The following is a 23,059-nucleotide window of genomic DNA, read 5'->3' as shown; positions in this document are numbered from 1 at the left end:
GTCCGTCCACGCATCTCCAGACAAGGAACCTGCCGCATGTCATCGCTCCGCTCGCCCGTTCGTACCGTTGCCGCGTTCGTCCTGCTCGCCGCATCGACCGCCGCGCCGGCCGCCCGCCCGCCCGCGCGCGACCTGACCGCCGAGGAAGCCAACCGCCAGCTCGTGCTGGCGTTCTACGACCGCTTCTTCAACAAGCACGAAGCGCTCGAGGCTGCCGCCGTCGTCGCCGACAACTACAAGCAGCACAACCCGCACGTGCCCGACGGCAAGAAGCCGTTCGTGTCGTACTTCGTCGGCGCGTTCCAGAAGAACCCCGAATCACGCGCACAAATCGTCCGCAGCGCGACCGACGGCGACCTCGTCTATCTGCACGTGCATGCGACCGAGCGCCCGGGCGATCGCGGCGAAGCGGTGGTCGACATCTTCCGCGTGAAGGATGGCAAGATCGTCGAGCACTGGGACGTGATCCAGCCGGTGCCCGAAAAAGCCGCGAACGGGAACACGATGTTCTGACCGGGCGGGCCGCGCGCCGATGCGCGGCCGACCGCTTCGCCCTTGAACGCGGCCAGCGCACCGGCCGCGCATGCGTCGTGCGACATCGAGCGCGAGCACCTGCCCGGTCGTCAGCACGTCGCCGCACGCGGCCCCGCGCCAGATTGCCGCCGCGGGCTGACCCGCCGTGACCGCGAGGCACTGGTGTCGGGCCGCGCGCTCACGCGCGACAGCGACCCGCAGGACAACGTCCGACAGGATCGGGCCGACCTGCGCGCAACCGTCTACGACAGCGCGGCCGCGCGCCCGCGGGCCTGCTTGCGCCCGTAGCTCACCATCATCACGAAGCTGAGCAGGAAGCCCGCGCCGCCGATCAGCAGCAGCCCGATCTCGCCGAATACCGGCAGCAGGTTCGTCAGCGCGCCCGTCACGACCCATGCGACGGCCATCACCGAGCCCGCGACGCCGAGCGCCCAGCCCTGCCGGTCCTCGCTGACGGCATCGGAAAACGCCGTATACATGGTGGTGTAGGCGACCATGTCGAAACAGCCGACCACCATCGCGAGCACCCACAGCACCGGCTCGTGTGGGAACAGTGCCGACGCGATCTGGCCGAGGCCCGCGACGAGCAGGCCCGTCTTCGCGATGTCGACCACCCGCCACACGCGCAGCATCCGCCGCACGACGAACAGCAGGCCGAACACGAAGCAGATGCCGATCACGCCGCTGAACAGCCCGAGCCGCGCGCTCGTATAGCCGAACTTCGCCTGCAGCAGCAGCATGATGGTCTGCAGGTAGAGTCCGTAGCCGACCTGCATCAGGAAGAACACCACCGACAGGAACGCGACGTTGCGCTGACGTGCGGCTTCCCCGATGATCCGCAGCGGCAGCAGCGGATCGATGCGCGTGTCGCCGCGCGGCGCGGCCGTGTCGCGATACGACGCCCAGGTCCAGAACGCGCACACGAGCGACAGCGCGGCGACGAGCACGAACGGCGTGCCGTAGTCGAACAGCGGCGAGATCGTCCGGTCGGACGTGACGCCGCCGAGCACGGGGCCGACGATCACGCCGGCGCTGAACGCGAGCGACATGATGCTCATGTTGTACGCCTTGTTCCCGGGCGTGCTCAGGTCGGTGATGGCCGCCTGCGCGATGCCCTGGCAGCCGGCCATCAAACCGGTGAGCCCGCGCCCGGCCAGCAGCAGCGCGACGCTCCCGTGCCACGCGCCGGCGGCCATCAGCGCGTAGCCGGCCGCAAGGCCGAGCACGCACAGCAGCAGGATCCGGCGGCGGCCGTAACGGTCCGACAACTCGCCCATCAGCGACGAGCCGAAGAACATGCAGAGCGGATAGATCCCGTAGCCGACACCGAGGTAGAAGTTGCGCGCGTGTTCGCCGGCGTCGGCCGGCAGGATGCCCGCGTGCGGATCGCTGAAGATCGCGGACATCATCGGGTAGACGAGCCCGAACCCCATCGCGTCGATCGCGATGGCGAGCAGGCAGGGGCCGAGCAGCGTGTAGTCGAGCCGGGACATGGCGACCTTCCGGACAGAGTGGATGATCGCGCAAGCGTAACGAGCGGGCGGCGGCCCCGGTAGGCCGCCGTCCGCGATGCTGACCATCGGCGGCGCCGATACGCCGCATGCCGCCCGGGCCGATGGCTGATCGCCCCGAATGGCGAACGACTATTTGGCGCTCAGCGGCTCGCCCGAGAACTGCCGGCGCGCGAGCACGCACGGCGCGCCGTCGTGCATGAACACGCTCGCGGCCAGCCCGAACGACGCGGCGAACAGCACGTACCACGCGGGCGCGACGGGCGACCCGCTCGCACGCGTCAGCCATGTGACGATGAACGGCGCGAAACCGCCGAACACCATCACGGCAACGTTGTACGCGAGCGCGACGCCGGTCGATCTCGATCGCGTCGCGAACTGCTCGGCGAGCGTGGTCGGCGCGGGACCGTAGCAGATGCCGATGATCGTGCAGATCACGAGCTGCATCACGAGCAGGCGCCCGATGCCCGGCGCGGCGGCCAGCCACGAGAACAGCGGATACGTGAGCGTCAGCAGCGACAGCGTGCCGGCGATCAGCACGGGCCGCCGGCCGATGCGGTCGGACACGATCGCCGCGACCGGAATCGTCACCGTCAGCAGCGCGACCGCCACCATCTGCACCTTGAAGACCTGGTCGAGCGGCAGCCCGAAGGTCTTGTGCACGAACGTCGGCATGTTGACGAGCATCACGTAGAACACCGCCGTGCCGGTGATCGTCTGCCCCATCGACACCAGCACGCCGCGCAGGTTGTCGCGCAGCACGCGCGACACGCTCGCCGGCGGCTCGACCGTCGACTTGCTCGCATCAAGGAACGCTTCGGTCTCCTCCATGTGACGGCGGATCCACAAGCCAACCGGCCCGATCAGCAGCCCGAGCGCGAACGGCACGCGCCAGCCCCAGCTGTGCAGCGCCGCATCCGACAGCGACTGCGTGGCCCACGCGCCCATCGCCGCGCCCGAGAACACGGCGAGACACTGGCCGATCAGTTGCCACGAGCCGTACAGGCCGCGCCGGTGCGCGGGCGCGCTCTCGACCAGGAACGCGGTGGCGCTCGCGTATTCGCCGCCGGTCGCGAAGCCCTGCAGCAGCCGCGCGACGACGATCAGGATCGGCGCCGCCGGGCCGATCGTCGCGTACGACGGCGCGAACGTGATCAGCGCGATCGACAGCGTCATCAGGAAGATGATGAGCTGCATCGCGGCCTTGCGACCCTTGCGGTCCGCATAGAGCCCGAGCAGGATGCCGCCCACCGGACGCATGAAGAAGCCGACGCCGAACGTCGCGAGCGACATCAGCAGCGACGCATACTGGCTTTCGGCGGGAAAGAACAGCCGCGCGATGATGCCGGAAAAGAAACCGTAGACGATGAAGTCGTACCACTCGAGGGTATTGCCGACGACAGCGGCAACGACTTGCCGATGCCGCGTGTTCCGACGTAGGTCGCGCATGCTTGTCTCCTGCAGTCTCGTGGGGCCGTGCCGGCCGCTCGTGAACCGTTGCGCGCTGCGGTACGCGGGATGGAACGCCGCCTGGCGCCCGCGCACAACCGGCACGAACCGATGATAGGGACGCCGAAAACCCTCATCAATTAACGGCAGCAGCGGATACTTAGCCGCAGATTAAACGTCGTCCGGGCGCGGCACCGTCCCGCGGCCATTCCGGACATTCGCGCATTGTTGCTGCCGAGGTTCTGCGTCAGAATCGCCGATCGCCCTTCCCGCTGCCCCGACCATGCGCAATCGCATCAACGAAGAGATCACCTTCCGCAAGCTCGAGGTGCTTCTCGCCTTCATGGAAACCGGCAGCCTCGCGAAGGCCGCCGAGGCGCTCAACGTCAGCACGGTCAGCGTGCATCGCGCGCTGCACACGCTCGAGGAAGGGATGCATTGCGCGCTGTTTCGCCACGAAGGACGGAACCTGATTCCGACCGAAGCCGCGCAGGTGCTCGCGGAGGTCGCGGGCGACGTGCTAAAGACGATGACGGACGGCATCCGCTCGACGCGCGAAGCGGCCGGCTACGGCGCCGGGCAATTGAAGATCGGCTCGCTCTATTCGCTGACGATCCGTACGGTGCCCGAGGTCGTGATCGCGCTGAAGGAGCGTCGGCCCGAGCTGCAGGCCGAGCTCGTGCTCGGCTCGAACGCCGACCTGCTTGACAAGCTTCGGCAAGGCGCGATCGATGCGACGCTGATGGCGCTGCCCGAACCGGACGCCGAAATCGAATCGATCGCGCTGTTCGAGGACGAAATGTTCTTCGCCGCACCAATCGATTCGCCGTACGCGCAATGCGATGCGGTCGATCTCGCCGCCTGCCGCGACGTGCCGTTCGTGTCGCTCGGCGAAGGTTTCGCGACGCAAGACGGTTTCACGAAAGCGTTCCGGGCCGCGGGCGTCACGGCGAACGTCGTGATGCGCGTGGGCGACATCTTTTCGCTGATCAACCTCGTGTCGGGCGGCGTCGGCCATTCGCTGCTGCCGGGCCGCGTGCGCGACCTCTTCTCGCACAAGATCGCGCTGGTGCCGCTCGCCGGACCGACGATCCGCCAGACGATCGGCCTGAGCTTCCTGCATCGGCGTGAACGTGATCCGAACCTGCTCGCGCTCGCAACGGTGTGCCGACTGACGGTCAAGAGGCCGAACGCGGGGTAATGCGCGAATCCGGTTTACGCGCTTCGTCAGCTTCGGCTCCTCCCTGCTTTCCTGCTTTCCTGCTTTCCTGCTTTCCTGCTTTCCTGCTTTTCCGCTTTCCCCGCTTGCCGCTTGCCGCTTGCCGCTTGCCACTTGCCGCTTGCCGCTCGCCGCTCGCCGCTTGCCCGCTTCCTCGCGTTTCTCGCGTTCCTCGCGTTCCTCGCGTTCCTCGCTTTCCTCGCCTCTCTCGCCTTCCTCGCTCGTCCTGTCCTGTACGCAAATCCGTCGTCAGCGATGCAGCGCCCAGCGCCGTCCGGATAGCCTGCAGCTAGTCCGTTTGGACGGCACGCCGCACCGCCTTTGTTGCCATCATGACCGTCATTCATCACGCGCCGATTGCCGCACGAAACGGCGCCGCGCCCGCTCGCGCGCCCGCCACGGAGACACCATGAACGACCCTATCCTCGGCCCCATCGACCAGATCGGCTATGTGGTCGCCGATCTCGACCGCAGCATCGCGCGCTGGCGCGCCCGCCACGATGTCGGCCCATGGACCGTGTTCCGCAACGTGCGGCTCGACGGCCGCTGCCTCGGCGAAGCGACGACGGTCACGATGGATGTCGGGCTCGCGTATCGCGCCGATCTGCAGATCGAACTGATCCACGTGACGAACGACGCGCCGTCGCCGTACCGCGATGCGCACGGACAACTGCTCACGGGCCTGCATCACGTCGCATGGGTGGTCGACGATCTCGATGCCGCCGTCGCGCAACTTACGGCGCGCGGGCTGCGCGTGGTGTTCGACGCGCACAACCCGGCCACGCGCGTCGCCTATCTCGACGACGCCGACGATCCCGGCGTGCGCGTCGAAGTGATCGAAGGTGCAGGCATGCGCGCGATGATCGCGCACGGCATCGCCGAAGCGCGTACCTGGGACGGCGCCGATCCGGTCCGCATCATCGACGCGTCAGCTGCCGCCTGAGCGGGCCCGCGCGCGTCCCCCTACACTCACAGGAGCACACACGATGAAACGACTCGAAGGCAAGGTAGCGCTGATCACGGGCGGCGCCCGCGGCCAGGGCGAGGCGGAGGCACGCCGGTTCGTCGCCGAAGGCGCACGCGTGGTGATCGCCGACGTGCTGGACGACGCGGGCCGGCGCGTCGCGGCCGACCTCGGCGACGCCGCGCGCTATCAGCATCTCGACGTGACGAACGAAGACGACTGGCGCACCGCCGTCCACGCGACGCTCGCGCAATTCGGCCGGCTGGACATCCTCGTGAACAACGCGGCGATCCTGAAGCTCGTGCCGATCGAGTCCTGTTCGCTCGACGACTATCGCAAGGTGATCGACGTGAACCAGGTCGGCTGCTGGCTCGGCATGAAATCGGCATTGGCCGCGCTGAAGGATGCGGGCGGCGGCTCGATCGTCAACGTGTCGTCGACGGCCGGGATGGAAGGCGTGGCCGGCGGCAGCGCGTATGTATCGAGCAAGTTCGCGGTGCGCGGGATGACGAAGGCCGCCGCGCTCGAGTTCGGCCGCTACGGGATCCGCGTGAACTCGGTCCACCCGGGTGGCATCGACACCGTGATGGCACGCCCGCCGGAATACGCGGATTTCGACCCGTCGTCGATCTACAGCGGTCTGCCGATCGCACGCATCGGCAAACCCGACGAAGTGGCGAGCCTCGTGCTGTTCCTCGCGTCCGACGAATCCGCATATTGCACGGGTTCGGAATTCATCGTCGACGGCGGGATGCTCGCGGGCAGCACGTTCCACTGATCCGCAGCGGAGTCGACACGCGCCCGCCTGCCCGGCGGGCGCTGTCATTTTCAGCCGCGCGAAGGAGAAGTCAGGGGCGGCCTTCCATACGCGCATACAACCCAGCATCCTGAAACAACCATGCCGCCGGCGGATCTCCCGCGCGGCGGCACCGGTATTTCCAGCGCGCAGCGACGCGCGATGCTGCGCTCAATACCCCTTCGGCTGAATTGCCGGGGCGCCGACACCGCGCGCCGCTTGCCTGCCGCCGCGCACGAGGAAACGTCCGCGCGCGCCGTACACGCCTTCCGCTTCCGGATACACCGTCAGCAGCACGAAATACAGCAGCCCGCCGACCACCAGCGACACCGGCACGCTGAGATCGAGTCCACCCGCGAGGTTGCCGAGCGGCCCGACGAACTGGCCCGGCAGGTTCACGAACGACAGTCCGATGAAGGCCGCCGGCAGCCACGCGCCCATCGCGCGCAGGTTCCAGCCGTGCGTGAACCAGTAGTGGCCGCCGCGCAGCCCGCGGTTGAACACCTGCAGGTCGTCCGCGAGATAGTAACCGCGGCGCGTCACGTAGCCGATCACCATGATCGCCATCCACGGGCAGCTGAACGTGTCGATCAGCGTCGAGAACGTCGCGACGCTCTCGACGAGGTTGAACCAGAAGCGGCCGACGAAGATGAACGCGATCGCGATCGTGCCGATCAGCAGCGTCGCGCGCACACGATTCAGGAAGCGCGGGAACATGCTCGACACGTCGAGGCCCGTGCCGTACAGCGCGGTCGTGCCGGTCGACATCCCGCCGATGATCGCGATCAGGCACATCGGCAGCAGGAACCAGCGCGGCGACACGGCGAGCAGCCCGCCGACGTAGTCGTTCGACGCGATGAACGCGGGCGCCTTCGACGCGATGATGGTCGCGGTCGCGAGCCCGAAGAAGAACGGCACGAAGGTCGCGATCTGCGCGGCGAACACGGCGGCCATCACGCGCCGCTTCGGCGTCTGCTGCGGAATGTAGCGCGCCCAGTCGCCGAGCGTCGACGCGAACGACACCGGGTTGCTCAATGCAACCAGCACGGCGCCGACGAACGCGGCCCAGAAGCCTGCGCTGCCCTGGTTCAACGTGCCCGCGTAGTTCAGGTCGAACAACCCCGCGAACGCGAACAGGCCGGCGACGAACAGCAGGCTCGCGGCCCACACGGCGATCTTGTTGACCCACAGCATGAAGCGAAAGCCGTAGATGCAGACGATCAGCACGAGCACCGCGAACACCATGTACGCGGCGCCGAGCGTGAAGCCGTTGACCGGCACGCCGACCATGTCGTGCGCGCCGCCGACGAGCGCATCGCCCGAGCTCCACACCGCGAGCGAGAAGAACGCGATCGACGTGAGCAGCGCGAGGAACGACCCGACGATCCGGCCGTGAATGCCGAAATGCGCGCCGGACGACACAGGGTCGCTCGTGCCGTTGCGCGGTCCGAACAGGCTCATCGGCGCGAGGATGCAGGTGCCGGCGAGCACGCCCAGCACGATCGCGCACATGCCGGCCTTGAACGACAGCCCGACCAGCACGGGAAAGCTGCCGAGCACCGACGTGGAAAACGTGTTGCAGCCGCCGAACAGCAACCGGAACAGATCGATCGGACGCGCATAGCGCGATACGTCGGGAATGCGTTCGAAACCGAACGATTCGACTTGGGTAATCCTGCCTTCAGTCATTTGTCTCCAGCTCCTCTGGCGCGTCTGTACGGCCCGCGACTGCGGCCATACGACACATCGTCATCGATTTGCGGCCACTCTAAACCGGATCGGGCAGCGCAAATATCACGCATTCGAGACGTTTACGACGAGGCAGAACAATGTTTCGCGACGGGGAATCGACCGGTTGGCGCGCCGCGCGGGCGGCCCGGGCGATGCAAGGTGCGCCGACCGATGCGCCGGGCCGCCGCCGGCGCGCGAGCCGGCCGGCGATCCGGCCCCGCCGAACGGCCGGCATCGCTGCAAGGCAGGCGCACGGAGTGCCATGCCGATCAACGAGACCGGCGCCGCATCGACCGTCGTCAGTCCGTGCGACGCCCTCGCGGGTCGCCAACGGGGACGCAAGCGCCAACCCGGCGATGCGAAGTCGATCGCCCGGCGGGCGGACGCAACGTCCCTGCCCGCCGCGCGACCCGCGCCCTCGCCCTACTGCCCCGATCGCGCGAGCGGACCGGCTGCCTGCTGCGCCGTTCCCGACGGCCAGCCGCCTGCGAGCGCCTTGTACAGCGCGACCGTCGATGCCGCGCTGCGCGTCCGCCCGTCGGCCGCCGCGTCCTGCGCCTGCAGCAGCGTCCGTTGCGCGTCGAGCACTTCGTAGTAGTCGATCGCACCGGCCGAGAAGCGCGTCTGTGCAAGCTGTGCCGCGCGAGCGCTGTCGTCCGCCGCGCGCACGAGGTGCGCGGTCTCCTCCCGCGTGCGGGCGACACGCAGCAGCGCGTTCTCCGTTTCCTCCAGCGCGACGAGCACGGTCTGCCGGTACTGCGCGACCTGGCCGGCCGCGTCCGCGTCGCTCGCCGCGATCCGCGCGCGCACGCGGCCGACATCGAGGAACGACCAGTCGATGCCGAGCGCGATCAGGTTCGTATCGCTGCCCGCACGGAAGAATCCGTAGCTGCTCGTCGCGCTGCCGAGCAGCCCCGACAGCGTGAAGCGCGGAAACAGGTCGGCTGTCGCGACGCCGACGCGCGCGGTCGCCGCGTGCAGTCGTGCTTCGGCGGCAGCGACATCGGGACGGCGGCGCAGCAGGTCGCCCGGCGTGCCGGGATCGATGTCGGCTGCAAGCGCCGGCAGCGGTACCGGCACGCCTTTCGATGCGGCAGCGTTCGGGATGTCGAACCGGCCGATCAGCGCATCCGGCGTCTGCCCGGTCAACACCGCGAGCCGATGCTCGTCGACGCCGATCGCCGCTTCGTACACGGCGATCCGCGACGTCGTCGATTCGTACTGCGCGCGCGCCCGCGCCGCATCGAGTTCGGAGCCACGTCCCGCGCCGACGCGCGCATTGATCAGCGCGAGCGTCTGCTTCTGGTTGTCGGCGTTCTCGCGTGCGATCCGCAGCCGCTCCTGCGAGCCGCGCAGATCCACGTACGCGCTCGCGACCTCGCCCGCGATCGCGACACGCACCGCGCGCACGTCGGCCGCACTCGCAGCCGTTTCCGCCCGCTGCGACTCGATCGAGCGGCGCACGCGGCCGAACAGGTCGAGTTCCCACGCCGCATTGATCCCGACACTGGAGATCGGCGTATCGCGCTGGCTGCGCGGTGCGCCGAACGCCTGGTCCCTGCTCGTCAGCTGATGGCCGATCCGGCCGCTCGCGGTAATCGTCGGATAGCGGTCGAACGCGGCCTGCGACAGCAGCGCGTTCGATGCGTCGTAGCGCGATACGGCGACCTGCAGGTCCTGGTTCGCGGCGAGCGCCGCATCGATCAGCTGCGTGAGCGCCGGATCGCCGAAGCCGCGCCAGAACGCGGCATCGGCAGCGGCCGACGCATCGGGCGGCGACGCGTCGTGCGTGGCCGGATGCGCGTCGCGCGCGAAGCGCGCGGCGCTCGCCGTAGCGGGCCGCTTGAAATCGGGGCCGACCGCGCACGCGGCGAGCGTCATCGACAGCGCGAGCGCGGAAAGACGGAATGCAGCGCTCATCGGTTTTCTCCTTCGAGGGTGCCGTGCTGTTCGCTCCACACGGCCGGCGTGCCGCGCGCGAGCTTGCGGATCGCCACGTAGAACACGGGCGTGAGGAACAGCCCGAACAACGTGACGCCGAGCATCCCCGCGAACACGGTGACGCCGGTAGCCGCCCGCACTTCGCTGCCCGCGCCGCCGCCGATCAGGAGCGGCACCGAGCCCGCGATGAACGCGACCGACGTCATCACGATCGGGCGCAGCCGCAGCCTGCACGCCTCGAGCGCCGCTTCGATCGCGCCCTTTCCCTGGATTTCGAGTTCGCGCGCGAACTCGACGATCAGGATCGCGTTCTTGCACGCGAGCCCCATCAGCACGACGAGACCGACCTGCACGAACACGTTGTTGTCGCCGCCGGACAGCCACACGCCGAACAGCGACGCGCACATGCACACCGGCACGATCAGGATCACCGCAAGCGGGAGCGTCCAGCTCTCGTACAGCGACGCGAGCACCAGGAACACGAGCATCACCGCGAGCGGGAACACGACGATCGCCGCGTTGCTCTGTGTGACCTGCTGGTAACTGAGATCGGTCCATTCGAGCGTGATGCCCGGCGGCAGCACGTCCTTCGCGATCTGCTGCAGCTTCGCGATCGCCTGCGACGACGACATCGCCTTCGGATCGGCGTCGCCGATCAGGTCCGCCGCCGGATAGCCGTTGTAGCGGACGACCGGGTCCGGCCCATACGCGGGCGCGACCGTCACCATCGAGCCGATCGGCACCATCTCGCCTTTCGCGTTGCGCGTGCGCAGGTTCGCGATGTCCGCGGCCGTCTGCCGGTGACCGGCATCGGCCTGCGCCATCACGCGGTACACGCGGCCGAACGCGTTGAAGTCGTTCACGTACATCGAGCCGAGATAGACCTGCAGCGTGTTGAACAGGTCGGTGAGCGCGACGCCTTGCGCCTTCGCCTTCAGCCGGTCGACCTTCACTTCCAGCTGCGGGATGTTCGCCTGGTACGAGCTGACGGGATAACTCATCCCCGGCGTTTTCGCGACCGCGGCCTGGAACGCCGTCAGTGCCTTCTGCAATTCACCGTAGCCGAGCCCGCCGCGATCCTCGAGGTAAAGCGAGTAGCCCGAACCGTTGCCGAGGCCCTGGATCGGCGGCGGCATCAGCGCATAGGTGATGCCGCCGCCGATCGCCGCGAAGCGTGCGTTCAGGTCCGCGTTGATCTGCGCGGCGCTGCGGTGACGCTGGTCGAACGGCTTCAGGATCACGTACGAGTTCGTGATGTTCGGCGTGTTCACGCCCTGCAGCGCGTTCAGCCCGGCGAACGCCGGCACCATCTCGACGCCGTCGGTGCCGAGCGCGATCTTCGTCATCTGCTCGGTGACCGCGCTGGTGCGGGCGAGCGACGCGCCCTCCGGCAGCTTCGCGCCGGCGAACAGGTACAGCTTGTCCTGCACGGGGATGAAGCCGCCCGGCACCGCGTTGAACAGCAGCGCGGTCGCGGCGAGCAAGGCCGCATAGACCGCGAACACGGCGCCGCGCCGCTTCAGCGTGCGCGCGACCACGCCGTGATAGCGATCGGAGCTGCGCTCGAAGAAGCGGTTGAACGGATGAAACAGCCAGCCGAATGCGCGGTCGAGCACGCGGGTCAACGCGTCCTTCGGCGCGCCGTGCGGACGCAGCAGTTTCGCGGCGAGCGCGGGCGACAGCGTCAGCGAGTTGACCGCGGAGATCACCGTCGAGATCGCGATCGTCACCGCGAACTGCCTGTAGAACTGGCCCGTCACGCCCGACATGAACGCCATCGGCACGAACACCGCGCACAGCACGAGCGCGATCGCGACGATCGGCCCCGACACCTCGCGCATCGCCTGGTGCGCGGCGTCGCGCGGGCTCAAACCCTGTGCGATGTTGCGCTCGACGTTCTCGACCACCACGATCGCATCGTCGACGACGATCCCGATCGCGAGCACGAGCCCGAACAGCGTCAGCGTGTTGATCGAATAGCCGAGCAGGTAGAGCCACGCGAACGTACCGACCACCGACACGGGCACCGCGACGAGCGGAATGATCGACGCGCGCCAGGTCTGCAGGAACAGGATCACGACGAGCACGACCAGCACGACGGCCTCGATCAGCGTGTGCTGCACCGCGCGGATCGATTCGCGCACGAACACGGTCGGGTCCCACACCGGACGATAGGCGACGCCCGGCGGGAAACGTTTCGACAGTTCGTCGAGCTTCGCATACACCGCCTTCGCGACGTCGAGCGCGTTCGCGCCAGGCGACAGGAAAATGCCGACCACGGACGAATGCTTGTCGTTGAAGTACGAGCGCAGCGTATAGTCGCCCGCGCCGAGCTCGATGCGCGCGACGTCGGACAGCTTCACGACCTGGCCGTCGTCGCCGTTGCGCAGCACGATGTCGCCGAATTCCTGCACGGTGCGCAGCCGGCCGCGCACGTTGATCGACACGAGGAAGTCGTTTTTCTTCGGCGTCGGCTCCGCGCCGAGCTGGCCGGCCGACACCTGCACGTTCTGCTCGCGCACCGCGGCGATCACGTCGCTCGCGGTCAGCCCGCGCGACGCCAGCCGGTTCGGGTCGAGCCAGAGCCGCATCGCGTAGTCGCCGGAGCCGTACACGCCGACGTCGCCGATGCCGGTCAGGCGCGACAGCTCGTCCTTCACGTGCAGCGTCAGGTAGTTGCGCAGGTACAGCGAATCGCGGCTGTTGTCCGGCGAATAGAGACTCACGTACATCAGCGGCGTCGGCGACTGCTTCTGCGTAGTCACGCCGTACTGGCGCACCTCGTCCGGCAGGCGCGACAACGCCTGACTCACGCGGTTCTGCACGCGCACGGCGGCCGTATCGGGATCGACGCCCTGCAGGAACGTGACGACGACCTGCAGGCTGCCGTCCGAACCGGCGACCGACTTCATGTACATGATGCCTTCGACGCCGTTGATCGCCTCTTCCAGCGGTTCGGCGACCGATTCGGCGATTTCCTTCGGGTTCGCGCCCGGGTACGTCGCGCGCACGACGACGCTCGGCGGCACGACTTCCGGATATTCGCCGGCCGGCAGCATCGGGATCGAGATCAGGCCGATCGCGAAGATGACGATCGACAGCACGACCGCGAAAATCGGCCGGTCGATGAAGAAGCGGGAGAAATCCATTGCGGGCCTCCCGTTACCGTGCGGCCGGCGCGCCGGCGTCGGCCACGGCCACCGCCACGGCCTGCGTGCCGCTGCCCGGGCCGGTGCCGGTGTCCGCATCCGCGCGTGCAGGCAGCACCTTCGGCTTCACCTGCGCACCCGGATAGTAGATCCGCTGCACGCCGTCGACGACCACGCGATCGCCCGGCTCCAGCCCCTTCTCGACGATCCGCTCGCCGTCCAGCGCACGGCCGATCGTGACGTCGCGACGCAGCGCCTTGTCGCCGGCGCCGATCACGTACACGTACTTGCGGTCCTGGTCGGTAAGCACCGCCTTGTCGTCGACGAGCAGCGCATCCTGGTCGCGACCGCTGACGAGCTGGACGCGCGCATAGAGGCCGGGCGTGAACGTGTGGTCCGCGTTCGGCAGCCGCACGCGCGCACGAATCGTGCCGGTTTGCGGATCGAGCCGGTTGTCGAGAAAATCGACGGTGCCCGCGTGCGGGAAACCCGTCTCGTTCGCGAGACCCACGCGTACCGGATCAGCACCGATCGCGCGATGCTTCGGGTCGGCGCGCCGCGCGTTGTAGCGCAGGTAGCTCTGCTCGTCGCAGTCGAAATACACGTAGACGGGGTCTTGCGACACGACGGTCGTGAGCAGCGTGTCGTCGGCGCGCGCGAGGTTGCCGGCGGTCGCGATCGCGCGGCCGACGCGCCCCGCGATCGGCGCACGCACCTCGGTGAAACCGAGATTGAGCTTCGCGTCGGCGACGGCCGCATCGGCCGCCCGCAGGTCGGCGCGCGCCTGCTCGGCGGTCGCGCGCGCGTTGTCGAGTTCCTCCTGGGAAGTTGCATGCGCATCGATCAGTGTCCGCACGCGCTTGAGCTGCACATCGGCGAGGCTCGCGGCCGCGCGCGCCCGCTGCTGCTGTGCGTTCGCGCGGTCGAGCGCGATCCGGTACGGACGCGGATCGATCTCGAACAGCACCGCGCCCTGCGCGACGAGGTCGCCCTCCTTGTACGCGATGCGCTGCAGATAGCCGCTCACGCGCGGCCGCAGCTCGACCGCGTCGACTGCTTCGACGCGTCCGTTGAATTCGTCCGCGAGGCGGATCGTGCGCGGCGCGACGGTCGTCACGCCGACTTCGGGAAGCGGCTGGGCCGCCGTTTCGCCTTTGCCGTCGTGACAGCCCGACAAAGCCAGCAGCAGTGCGCAGGCCGCGCCCAAAGGCGAGGTTCTGCGTAGGGATAAGGAAAGCATGATGCCTCGCGACGGGTTAAACTGCCGCGTAGCATAAAAGTTGAAGTTAACTTCAAGTCAAGCTTTCCCGGAGGGCGTCATGGGTATCGACGAAATCCCGCAATGGCCGCTGATGTCGATCCGCGAAGTGGCCGCGCGCAGCGGCGTACCGGCATCGACGCTGCGTTTCTACGAGACGCGCGGGCTCATCAAGTCGCACCGCAACGGCTCGAGCCATCGCCACTATTCGCGCGCGGTACTGCGGCTGATCGCGTTCATCGTGTTCGCGCAGAAGATCGGCTATTCGCTCGACGAGATCGCCGAACAGCTCGTGAGCCTGCCGGAAGACACCGCGCCGACCAACAAGGACTGGCAGCGGCTGTCGCGCGGCTGGAAACAGCGCGTCGCGAACCGGATCGAGGAACTGCAGCGGCTCTACATCAATCTCGACGAATGCATCGGTTGCGGCTGCCTGTCGCTGAAGCGCTGCAAGCTGACCAACCCCGAGGACCGCGCGGGACGCAACGGGCCGGGCGCACGGCGCTGGCTCGGTGACACGCCGCCCGATCTCGACTGACGCATGCGCGGCGGCCGGCACGATGCACGATGCCGCGCCGGCTTCCCGCGTCACCCGACCGGCCCGCCCCGCCGTTCACCGCGATCGCCGTGCCCGTGAGGGCGCAAGTCTGCCCGAACATTGACGGTTGGAAACAATGGCAGTCCGGGCCCTGCTCGGCGTAAGGTCGATCGCGCCGGCGCGCCGGGCGGCTTCGCGTCGCGCGCGGCGCTCAGACGCTCAGGATGCCGAGCGCGACGTCGAGCACGGCCTGCCGGAACGCCTCCTGCCGCGTGGGCAGCGACGTGAACTCCAGCATCATGTGGCTATACGACACCGTCGTGCCGACCGCGCTCGCGATCATGAAGAACAGCACGTTCGGATCGACCGGGCGGATCTCGCCGGCCTCGACCGCGTCGGCCAGCAGCGGAAACATCGCGTCGTGATACGGGCGCACGATCCGCTGCTGCAGGCAGTCGAGCCGCCCGCCCTCCTCGGTCGCTGCCGTCGAGAAGAACATGCCGATGTCCGGCTCCGCGAACTCGTGATCGACGCACAGCTCGATCGCGCGCCGCACGCGCTCGCGATGCGGCAATGACGACGTGCGCAGCGCGCGCAACGCGTCGAACAGCGGCTCGGCCAGGTCGACGATCTGCTCGACGACAGCCAGCCACAACGTCTCCTTCGCGCCGAAATGATGGGCGATCAGCGCCGCGTCGATGCCCAGCTCGCGCGCGACCTCGCGCACGCTCGTCGCGTCGTAGCCGCGCTTCGCGAACGTGCGGCGCGCGGCCCGCAATATCACGTCCGGTCCGACGGACGCCTCCGCCAGCGGCCGCCCGCGCGTACGCCGCTTCGACGGCGCGCGCTCAGTGACTTCAGCCACGTTTTCCTGCTCCCGTTGAATGAATCGAATGCCCGTGTCCGGGCCCCGGTTCGCGTCCGCGGAACCGGGTTGCCTGCCCGCTCCGTTGACACGCGAAGCCGGGAAGCGCTAGGATCATACCTTATTCATCACGTGATGATTTATTCATGACAACCCCTACTCGCATCGTGATCGTCGGCGGCGGCATCGCCGGATTGCAGCTCGCAACCCGCCTCGGCGAACGTCTCGGCTGTACCGGGCGCGCCCAGGTCACCGTGGTCGACCGCAGCCCGACCCATGTCTGGAAGCCGATGCTGCACACGATCGCGGCCGGTACGCGCGACGTGCAGCAACAGCAGGTGATCTTTCTCGCCCATGCGCGCGATCACGGCTACACGTACCAGCCCGGCGAATTGACGGGGCTCGATCGCGCGCGCCGTCGCGTGCAGCTCGGCGAGATTCGCTCGCAGGACGGCGAACGCGTGATCGACGCGCGCGAACTCGAATACGACGTGCTGATCCTCGCGCTCGGCAGCCAGGCCAACGATTTCGGCGTGCCGGGCGTGCGCGAGCACTGCTACTTCATCGACAGCCAGCGGCAGGCCGAAACCTTCAACGAAGCGCTGCGGATGCGCGTGTTCCGCAGCATCGCGCGCGACGAACCGTTTCGCGTCGCGATCGTCGGCGCGGGCGCGACGGGCGTGGAGCTGGCGGCGGAACTGAGCCGGCTGCTGGAAGTGGCGCAGGCGTATGGCGACGCGACGGTGCGCGAGCGGCTGCGGCTCACGCTGCTCGAAAGCGGCCCGCGCATCCTCGCCGCATTTCCGCCGCGGATTTCCGCGTCGGCGCAGCGACGGCTCGAGCAGATCGGCTTTCACGTGCTGACGTCCACGCGCGTGACGGCGGCCGATGCGAACGGCTTCCACTACGGCGACGGTTCGTTCGCCGAAGCGGATCTGATGGTGTGGGCGGCGGGTGTGAAGGCGCCCGATTTCATGCAGGCACTCGGCGGGCTCGACACGAACCGCGCGAACCAGATCCTGGTCGGGCCCACGCTGCAGGCCACGGCCGACGAGCACGTGTTCGCGATCGGCGATTGCGCGAGCCTGCAGCCCGACGGCCAGGAACGGCCGCTGCCGCCCACCGCGCAGGTGGCGACCCAGCAGGCCGAACATCTCGCGAAGCACCTGCCCGCATGGCTCGACGGCAAGCCGCTGCCGCCGTTCGCGTTCCACGATTTCGGCGCGCTCGTGTCGATCAGCGACTACGACGCGTTCGGCACGCTCGGCCAATTCGGGTTCTTTCGCGGCGGCTTCATCCAGGGGCGTTTCGCGCAATTCAGCCACCTGATGCTGTACCGGCGCCACCAGCAGGTGCTGCACGGATTCTCCAAGGCGACGCTGCTGTGGCTCGCCGAACGGATCAACGGCTGCGTGCAGCCGCGCATCCGCCTGTCGTGACGCCGCGTTTCGCGGCGTCGCCCAACGTTTCGAGGAAAGCAAAGATGAGCAACAGTGCAGTTGCCTGGCTCAGGACCGTCGCCGCGATCGGCAGCTTCGACATGCCGTCCGTTTCATGGGCGGCCCCGCGACGGCGCAGCATCACGCGCGATCGCCTGCCGTCGTGGGATGCGACGAGCCAGCCGTCGATCAGCGTGCTCGAGCGGCCCACGGCCGACACCGTGATGATTTCGTGGTGCGACGCGTGCACCGGCCATTACGGCTACCAGAAGTGGCGGTTGTTCACGACGCGCAAGCGCGGCGTCTGCGCGCTGTCGGGGCGGCCGATCGCGCGCGGCGACAGCGTCTACGCGCCGCAACTGCTCGGCTCGGCGCCGGGCAACGCCGCCGCGATGGTGCTGGCGGCGTGCATCGACGAGGCGTGTGCCGCTTAAACTGACGTCGCCTGACCGGCACCATAGGCCGGATCGCGGTTCTGCCGTTCCAGTTCCGCGTCGAGATGCGCGGCATGCGCTTGTGCTTCGGACTCCGACATCAGCTCGCCCTCCCACTTCGCGACCACCGCGCTGGCGATCGAATTGCCGACCGCATTGGTGGCCGAGCGCCCCATGTCGAGGAACGTGTCGACGCCGAGAATCAGCAGCAGCCCCGCTTCCGGGATGTCGAACTGGTGCAGTGTCGCCGCGATCACGACGAGCGATGCGCGCGGCACGCCGGCCATCCCCTTCGACGTCAGCATCAGGACCAGCAGCATCGTGACCTGCGTGCCGAGCGACAGGTGAATGTTGTACGCCTGCGCGATGAACAGCGACGCGAACGTGCAGTACATCATCGAGCCGTCGAGGTTGAACGAATAACCCATCGGCATCACGAAGCTCGAGATCTTGCGCTTCACGCCGAAGCGGTCGAGCGCGTCGAGGATCTTCGGATACGCGGCTTCGGAGCTCGCCGTCGCGAACGACAGCATGAACGCTTCCTTGATCAGCACCAGCAGCTTGAACACGCGCGGCCCGAGGAACAGCAGGCCGGCGATCACGAGCGTGCTCCACAGCAGGAACAGGCTCACGTAGAAGTCGCCCATGAACACCGCGAACTTCAACAACACCGACAGCCCGTTGACCGCAACGGTCGCGGCCATCGCCGCCAGCACCGCGAGCGGCGCGAGCTTCATCACGTAGCCGGTGATCTTCAGCATCACGTGCGCCAGCTGGTCGATCGCGGCGACGAGGATCTTGCCGCGCTCGCCGAGCGCCGACAGCGCGACGCCGAAGAACATCGAGAACACGACGATCTGCAGGATCTCGTTGTTCGCCATCGCCTCGGCGATCGACTTCGGCACCATGTGGCTGACGAAATCCTTCAGCGTGAACTTGGAGGTCGCGAGATGCGCGGATGCGCCGATATCCGGCAGCGGCAGGCCGAGGTTCTCGCCCGGGCGCAGCAGGTTCGCCATCAGCAGCCCGAGCAGCAGCGAGATCAGCGACGCGGTGACGAACCAGCCGAACGCCTTCACGAACACGCGTCCCACCGACGAAGCGTCGCCCATGTGCGCGATGCCGACGACGAGCGTCGAGAACACCAGCGGGCCGATCACCATCTTGATCAACCGCAGGAACACGTCGGACACGAGGGAGATGTAGCCGGCGATCTCGGTCGCGGACTGCTTGTCCGGAAACTGCGTATAGATCATGTAGCCGATGAAGATACCGGCCGCCATCGCGAGCAAGATCCAGACTGCCGCAGACATTCGTTTGTTCATAACGGAACTCGACGCACGGAGCAGGAATGAAAAAAAATGCGCGCGTCAGTGCCGTGCCACGGCGCGCATTGCGGGTCGGTCGGGCCCGGCATTCCGGGCCCCCGCCCCGCCCGATACTGCGGACGTCCGCGAACGGACGCGCTGTCGCTGCCCAGGCGCTCGCGCGATGGCGAACGCCGGGGCAACCGCTCAGCCTGGTGCAATCAGATCAAATCAAATCAGCTCAGGTCAGTAGCCGATCGCCGAACCGGCCGGGCGGCGCGGATCGTTGACGCCGTAGATGTAGCCGACGCGCACGTTGCCCGACACCGACGAATCGTTGCCGGAACTCTGATGGCTCACCGCCTCGGTGCCGGGCAGGCCGACCATGATCAGCTCGGCGGCGCCCCACGGCGTCTGCTCGACCATCTTGTAGCCCATGTTGCGCAGGATCGCGAGCGTGTCGGGCGACAGGCCGCGGGTCTCGTAATAGACCTGGTCCGGCAGCCATTGATGATGGATGCGCGGCGCACCGACCGCATCCTGCGGCGTCATCCCGTAGTCGATCACGTTCAGCACGGTCTGCAGCGTGATCGTGATGATGCGCGAGCCGCCCGGCGAGCCGACCACCATGAACACCTTGCCGTCCTTCTTCACGATCGTCGGCGCCATCGACGACAGCGGGCGCTTGCCCGGCGCGATCGAGTTGCGCGTGCCCTGCACGAGGCCGAACAGGTTCTGCGCGCCGACCTTGACCGTGAAGTCGTCCATCTCGTCGTTCAGGAAGAAACCCGTTCCCGGCGCGATCACCACGGCGCCGAAGCGGCCGTTGACGGTGTACGTGGTCGACACCGCGTTGCCGTCGCGGTCGATGATCGAGTAGTGGGTCGTCTCCGGCTTCTCGTGCACGCCGACACCGGGCTGCACGTCGATCGATGCCGTCGCCATGTCGCCGCTGATCTGCTTGCGGATCTCGGCCGCATACTGCTTGCTCGTCAGCTTCGCGACCGGATTGTCGATGAAGTTCGGGTCGCCCAGCAGCGTGTTGCGATCCTCGTACGCGTGGCGCATCGCCTCGGTCATGTAGTGGACCACCGACGCCGACTGGTAGCCGAACTTGCGCAGGTCATACCCTTCGAGCACGTTCAGCGTCTCGCACATCGTCACGCCGCCCGAGCTCGGCGGCGGCGCCGACACGAACTCGTAGCCGCGATACGTGCAGGTCAGCGGCGCCATGTCCTGCGCGCGATACGACGCGAAATCGGCCGCCGTGATCACCCCGCCGCCGCGCTTCGCCGCGGCTTCGACGATCTTCGGAATCTCGCCGTGATAGAACGCGTCGGGGCCCTGCTCCGCGATGCGCTCGAGCGTGCGGGCCAGGTCCTTCTGCACCAGGCGGTCGCCCGGCTGCAGCGGCGTGCCGTCCGGGCGCAGGAAGATGCGCGCGGCTTCCGGGTCCTTCCTGAAGCGCTCGATCGTCGTGTCGAGAATGTCCGTATCGCCGCGCGTCAGCACGAAGCCGTCGCTCGCGAGCCGGATCGCCGGCGCCATCACCTGCCTGCGCGTCAGCTTGCCGTACTTGCGCTGCGCGAGGTCGAGACCCGCGACCGTGCCCGGCACGCCGACCGCGCGATAGCCGTACAGGCTGTCGTCCGGAATGACGTTGCCGTTCGCATCGAGATACATGTTCGCCGACGCCGCGGCCGGCGCGGTCTCGCGGAAGTTGATGAAGCGGTCGCGGCCGTCGGCCAGGTGCAGGGTCATGAAGCCGCCGCCGCCGATGTTGCCGCAGCACGGATTGGTCACCGCTTGCGCGTAGCCGACCGCCACGGCGGCGTCCACCGCGTTGCCGCCTTCCTTGAGGATGTCGACGCCGATCTGCGACGCGAAGTGCTGCGACGACACGACCATGCCGTTCTTCGCTTCCACCGCGGGTTCCGAAGCGGCGAGCGCGCCTGCGCTGATGGCCGACAACAGGGTGAGTACGACGAGCCGCCTCATGACGGAATCCTCCAGACGAATGACCGGGCCATACCGGGATGCGCAACCGACCCGGAAGGCCGGACGACGCTGCTGATCCGGCATGTAATAAACCATACATTCCGGCGAGGCCGCGATCATAGCATCGGCATTTTCATGTCAAAACCTAGGGTAATTACTGAATTCCCGATGAATTTATGGAAAGGTTCCGATCGATAATGTTTAATACATTACATAATCAGCCGATTGACGACCCGAATGATGCGCCCCTCTAATCTGTGGCCTCACACGGTCCGCGGCGCGGCGATCGGCTAACATGCACGGCGTCGCCGGCAGACGCATGCCTGCCGTTTGTCATTCATTCAGATAAAAACAAGCCGGAGTGCCCGATGGGGACAAGCATCAGGGCGTTGCTGCTATCCCAGATGGATAGCTTCACGCCGTCGGAACAGAAGGTCGCGCACGCGCTGCTGGAGCGCTATCCGAGCCTCGGGCTCGGGCCGATCGCGAGCTTCGCGAAGCAAGCCGAAGTCAGCGACCCGACCGTGTTCCGCTTCGTCGTGCGCATCGGCTTCCCGAACTACTCGTCGTTCCAGCAGGCGCTGCACGACGAGATCGATACCGCGATGAATTCGCCGCTCGCGCGGATGGATGCGTTCCACTCGGAATCGGGGATGCGCGACAGCCATGCGGCGATCTTCCAGCGGCTCTCGCAATCGCTTGCCACCACGATCGAGGGACTCGACGCGGCGGCGTTCGACGAAGCGGTGACGCTGCTGGCCGATCCGGAAATCCGCGTGTTCTGCGGCGGCGGGCGTTATACCGCGCCGCTCGCATCGCTGTTTTCGTTCACGCTCGCGTATGCGCGCCCGCATGTGCAGTACGTCGAGCCGAACCTGAATCTCTCGTCGGTGTCGCTGACCGACATGGGGCCCGGCGACGTGCTGGTCATTTTCGATTTTCGCCGCTATCAGAAAGACAGCATCCGGTTCGCGCAGGCCGCGCACCAGCTCGGCGTGCGCGTGCTGCTGATCACCGACGAATGGCGCTCGCCGATCAGCGCGTTCGCCGAGATCGTGCTGCGGATCCAGGGGCGCCCGTTCGCGATGCTGCAGACCAACGTGCCGGCGCTGGCGCTCGCCGAAGCGCTGGTGATCGGCGTGACGAACCGGCTTCCTGAGCTCGCGCGGCAGCGGATGGAGAAGATCGAGCAGCTCAGTACGGGCGGCAGCGAGCAGGACGCAAATCAGCGGGATTTGCCCGAATGACGGTCGCGCGTCATTCGGGCGCGGACGTCAGCTCTCCACGTCCTCGAGACTGAACACTTCCGTCTTGTCGTTGTACGAAAAGACTTCGCCGTAACGCCCCCAGTCGATCACCGCATCGAGCGTTTCCTCGGCCGCCTCGTCCGACAGGAAATCCTCCAGCTCCTGCTCGAAACGCACGCGCGGCGCACGATGGCCCGGGCGCTCGTTCAGCACCTTCTTGATCCGCGCGGCGAGCGGCACGTGCTTCAGCAGGTGATCCGCGAACATCAGCTTGCGTTCCTGCGTGCCGAATTCCGCGAACACGCGCGCGGGCGGCGTCAGGAACACGTCGCCTTCGCGCACGTCGGCGAAACCGAGGTACTGCAGCACTTCGGCGATCGGAAACAGTTCGTCCACTTCCAGATGCAGCGTGCGCGCGATTTCCGGCATGTCCGCGCGGCCGTGGTACGGCGCCATCGCGAGCGTCTCGATCAGGCCGGCCATCAGGTTGGTCGACACGCGCGGCATCCAGCTGCCGAGCTCGAGCCCCTTCTTCGTCGCCTCGCCGGTCTGACGGGCCGTCATCTTCGCGTAGATGTCGTCGACCAGCTTGCGGAAATCCGGATCCAGCCGGTTGCGCGGATGCTTGAACGGCACCTTGATCTCGGCGATCACGCGGCCCGGGTTCGACGACAGCACG

Annotated in this window: 18 protein-coding genes; 8 read left to right on the top strand and 10 right to left on the bottom strand. The window is 67.5% G+C overall.

Annotation, left to right across the window (positions count from 1 at the left end; all coding sequences use genetic code 11):
• Positions 1-36: 36 nt before the first annotated feature.
• The gene (locus tag U4012_RS34905; RefSeq protein WP_321804380.1) at positions 37-513 is read left to right on the top strand and encodes a nuclear transport factor 2 family protein; all 477 of its coding nucleotides are present in this window, start codon (positions 37-39) and stop codon (positions 511-513) included.
• Between the two features lie 263 nt (positions 514-776).
• Here the strand turns inward: U4012_RS34905 and U4012_RS34900 are convergent, their stop codons facing one another.
• Positions 777-2,027: an MFS transporter gene (locus tag U4012_RS34900; RefSeq protein ID WP_321804378.1), complete on the bottom strand. Its 1,251-nt coding sequence runs from the start codon at positions 2,025-2,027 to the stop codon at positions 777-779.
• A gap of 150 nt (positions 2,028-2,177) precedes the next feature.
• Complete coding sequence (locus U4012_RS34895; RefSeq protein ID WP_321804376.1) at positions 2,178-3,494, bottom strand: MFS transporter; 1,317 nt, start codon at positions 3,492-3,494, stop codon at positions 2,178-2,180.
• 283 nt (positions 3,495-3,777) lie between these two features.
• On the opposite strand from U4012_RS34895, the gene U4012_RS34890 reads away from it, so the two are divergent.
• The 3 genes from U4012_RS34890 to U4012_RS34880 all read left to right on the top strand — a co-directional run bounded on the left by U4012_RS34890 (position 3,778) and on the right by U4012_RS34880 (position 6,455).
• Positions 3,778-4,695, top strand: a complete 918-nt coding sequence (locus tag U4012_RS34890) for a LysR family transcriptional regulator (protein ID WP_321804374.1) — start codon at positions 3,778-3,780, stop codon at positions 4,693-4,695.
• A gap of 427 nt (positions 4,696-5,122) precedes the next feature.
• Positions 5,123-5,656 (top strand): VOC family protein, encoded by a 534-nt coding sequence (locus U4012_RS34885; RefSeq protein WP_044846702.1) that lies wholly within the window; start codon positions 5,123-5,125, stop codon positions 5,654-5,656.
• Between the two features lie 43 nt (positions 5,657-5,699).
• Positions 5,700-6,455 (top strand): glucose 1-dehydrogenase, encoded by a 756-nt coding sequence (locus U4012_RS34880; protein WP_321804371.1) that lies wholly within the window; start codon positions 5,700-5,702, stop codon positions 6,453-6,455.
• A gap of 189 nt (positions 6,456-6,644) precedes the next feature.
• Here the strand turns inward: U4012_RS34880 and U4012_RS34875 are convergent, their stop codons facing one another.
• The 4 genes from U4012_RS34875 to U4012_RS34860 all read right to left on the bottom strand — a co-directional run bounded on the left by U4012_RS34875 (position 6,645) and on the right by U4012_RS34860 (position 14,534).
• Positions 6,645-8,162 carry a purine-cytosine permease family protein gene (locus U4012_RS34875; RefSeq protein ID WP_321804369.1) on the bottom strand — a complete coding sequence of 506 codons (1,518 nt, stop codon included), beginning with the start codon at positions 8,160-8,162 and terminating at the stop codon, positions 6,645-6,647.
• A gap of 465 nt (positions 8,163-8,627) precedes the next feature.
• The gene (locus U4012_RS34870) at positions 8,628-10,124 is read right to left on the bottom strand and encodes an efflux transporter outer membrane subunit (RefSeq protein WP_321804368.1); all 1,497 of its coding nucleotides are present in this window, start codon (positions 10,122-10,124) and stop codon (positions 8,628-8,630) included.
• The gene (locus U4012_RS34865; protein ID WP_321804366.1) at positions 10,121-13,294 is read right to left on the bottom strand and encodes a multidrug efflux RND transporter permease subunit; all 3,174 of its coding nucleotides are present in this window, start codon (positions 13,292-13,294) and stop codon (positions 10,121-10,123) included. Before U4012_RS34865 ends, U4012_RS34870 begins: the two co-directional genes overlap by 4 nt.
• Positions 13,295-13,307: 13 nt before the next feature.
• On the bottom strand, positions 13,308-14,534 hold the full coding sequence (locus U4012_RS34860; protein WP_044846697.1) for an efflux RND transporter periplasmic adaptor subunit: 1,227 nt from the start codon (positions 14,532-14,534) through the stop codon (positions 13,308-13,310).
• Between the two features lie 79 nt (positions 14,535-14,613).
• On the opposite strand from U4012_RS34860, the gene soxR reads away from it, so the two are divergent.
• Complete coding sequence (soxR, locus tag U4012_RS34855) at positions 14,614-15,090, top strand: redox-sensitive transcriptional activator SoxR (RefSeq protein WP_044846696.1); 477 nt, start codon at positions 14,614-14,616, stop codon at positions 15,088-15,090.
• Positions 15,091-15,301: 211 nt separating this feature from the next.
• Here the strand turns inward: soxR and U4012_RS34850 are convergent, their stop codons facing one another.
• Positions 15,302-15,955: a TetR/AcrR family transcriptional regulator gene (locus tag U4012_RS34850; protein ID WP_124892734.1), complete on the bottom strand. Its 654-nt coding sequence runs from the start codon at positions 15,953-15,955 to the stop codon at positions 15,302-15,304.
• A gap of 146 nt (positions 15,956-16,101) precedes the next feature.
• Here U4012_RS34850 and U4012_RS34845 point away from each other — a divergent pair, with 146 nt between their 5' ends.
• Both U4012_RS34845 and U4012_RS34840 read left to right on the top strand, forming a co-directional pair.
• On the top strand, positions 16,102-17,394 hold the full coding sequence (locus tag U4012_RS34845; protein WP_321804363.1) for an NAD(P)/FAD-dependent oxidoreductase: 1,293 nt from the start codon (positions 16,102-16,104) through the stop codon (positions 17,392-17,394).
• 44 nt (positions 17,395-17,438) lie between these two features.
• Entirely contained in the window at positions 17,439-17,828 is a 390-nt protein-coding gene (locus U4012_RS34840; protein WP_044846693.1) for a DUF3331 domain-containing protein, read from the top strand.
• Here the strand turns inward: U4012_RS34840 and U4012_RS34835 are convergent.
• Positions 17,825-19,153 (bottom strand): dicarboxylate/amino acid:cation symporter, encoded by a 1,329-nt coding sequence (locus U4012_RS34835; protein WP_044846692.1) that lies wholly within the window; start codon positions 19,151-19,153, stop codon positions 17,825-17,827. The two genes, U4012_RS34840 and U4012_RS34835, sit on opposite strands and share 4 nt — an antisense overlap.
• A gap of 228 nt (positions 19,154-19,381) precedes the next feature.
• On the bottom strand, positions 19,382-21,133 hold the full coding sequence (gene ggt, locus U4012_RS34830) for a gamma-glutamyltransferase (protein ID WP_321804360.1): 1,752 nt from the start codon (positions 21,131-21,133) through the stop codon (positions 19,382-19,384).
• A gap of 368 nt (positions 21,134-21,501) precedes the next feature.
• On the opposite strand from ggt, the gene U4012_RS34825 reads away from it, so the two are divergent.
• Positions 21,502-22,380, top strand: a complete 879-nt coding sequence (locus tag U4012_RS34825) for a MurR/RpiR family transcriptional regulator (RefSeq protein ID WP_321804358.1) — start codon at positions 21,502-21,504, stop codon at positions 22,378-22,380.
• 27 nt (positions 22,381-22,407) lie between these two features.
• Here the strand turns inward: U4012_RS34825 and U4012_RS34820 are convergent.
• A partial coding sequence (locus U4012_RS34820) for an AAA-associated domain-containing protein (RefSeq protein WP_321804356.1) occupies positions 22,408-23,059 on the bottom strand: 652 nt, incomplete at its 5' end.

It is taken from the genome of Burkholderia sp. BCC1988, from assembly GCF_905339895.1.
GTDB lineage: Bacteria > Pseudomonadota > Gammaproteobacteria > Burkholderiales > Burkholderiaceae > Burkholderia.
This window is presented reverse-complemented; position numbering and strand designations above follow the sequence as displayed.

What these genes read in the sequence shown, in the direction of transcription:
- U4012_RS34905 (WP_321804380.1), top strand. Translation starts at nt 37, where the DNA reads ATGTCATCGCTCCGCTCGCCCGTTCGTACCGTTGCCGCGTTCGTCCTG.
- U4012_RS34900 (WP_321804378.1), bottom strand. Translation starts at nt 2,027, where the DNA reads ATGTCCCGGCTCGACTACACGCTGCTCGGCCCCTGCCTGCTCGCCATC.
- U4012_RS34895 (WP_321804376.1), bottom strand. Translation starts at nt 3,494, where the DNA reads ATGCGCGACCTACGTCGGAACACGCGGCATCGGCAAGTCGTTGCCGCT.
- U4012_RS34890 (WP_321804374.1), top strand. Translation starts at nt 3,778, where the DNA reads ATGCGCAATCGCATCAACGAAGAGATCACCTTCCGCAAGCTCGAGGTG.
- U4012_RS34885 (WP_044846702.1), top strand. Translation starts at nt 5,123, where the DNA reads ATGAACGACCCTATCCTCGGCCCCATCGACCAGATCGGCTATGTGGTC.
- U4012_RS34880 (WP_321804371.1), top strand. Translation starts at nt 5,700, where the DNA reads ATGAAACGACTCGAAGGCAAGGTAGCGCTGATCACGGGCGGCGCCCGC.
- U4012_RS34875 (WP_321804369.1), bottom strand. Translation starts at nt 8,162, where the DNA reads ATGACTGAAGGCAGGATTACCCAAGTCGAATCGTTCGGTTTCGAACGC.
- U4012_RS34870 (WP_321804368.1), bottom strand. Translation starts at nt 10,124, where the DNA reads ATGAGCGCTGCATTCCGTCTTTCCGCGCTCGCGCTGTCGATGACGCTC.
- U4012_RS34865 (WP_321804366.1), bottom strand. Translation starts at nt 13,294, where the DNA reads ATGGATTTCTCCCGCTTCTTCATCGACCGGCCGATTTTCGCGGTCGTG.
- U4012_RS34860 (WP_044846697.1), bottom strand. Translation starts at nt 14,534, where the DNA reads ATGCTTTCCTTATCCCTACGCAGAACCTCGCCTTTGGGCGCGGCCTGC.
- soxR (WP_044846696.1), top strand. Translation starts at nt 14,614, where the DNA reads ATGGGTATCGACGAAATCCCGCAATGGCCGCTGATGTCGATCCGCGAA.
- U4012_RS34845 (WP_321804363.1), top strand. Translation starts at nt 16,102, where the DNA reads ATGACAACCCCTACTCGCATCGTGATCGTCGGCGGCGGCATCGCCGGA.
- U4012_RS34840 (WP_044846693.1), top strand. Translation starts at nt 17,439, where the DNA reads ATGAGCAACAGTGCAGTTGCCTGGCTCAGGACCGTCGCCGCGATCGGC.
- U4012_RS34835 (WP_044846692.1), bottom strand. Translation starts at nt 19,153, where the DNA reads ATGAACAAACGAATGTCTGCGGCAGTCTGGATCTTGCTCGCGATGGCG.
- ggt (WP_321804360.1), bottom strand. Translation starts at nt 21,133, where the DNA reads ATGAGGCGGCTCGTCGTACTCACCCTGTTGTCGGCCATCAGCGCAGGC.
- U4012_RS34825 (WP_321804358.1), top strand. Translation starts at nt 21,502, where the DNA reads ATGGGGACAAGCATCAGGGCGTTGCTGCTATCCCAGATGGATAGCTTC.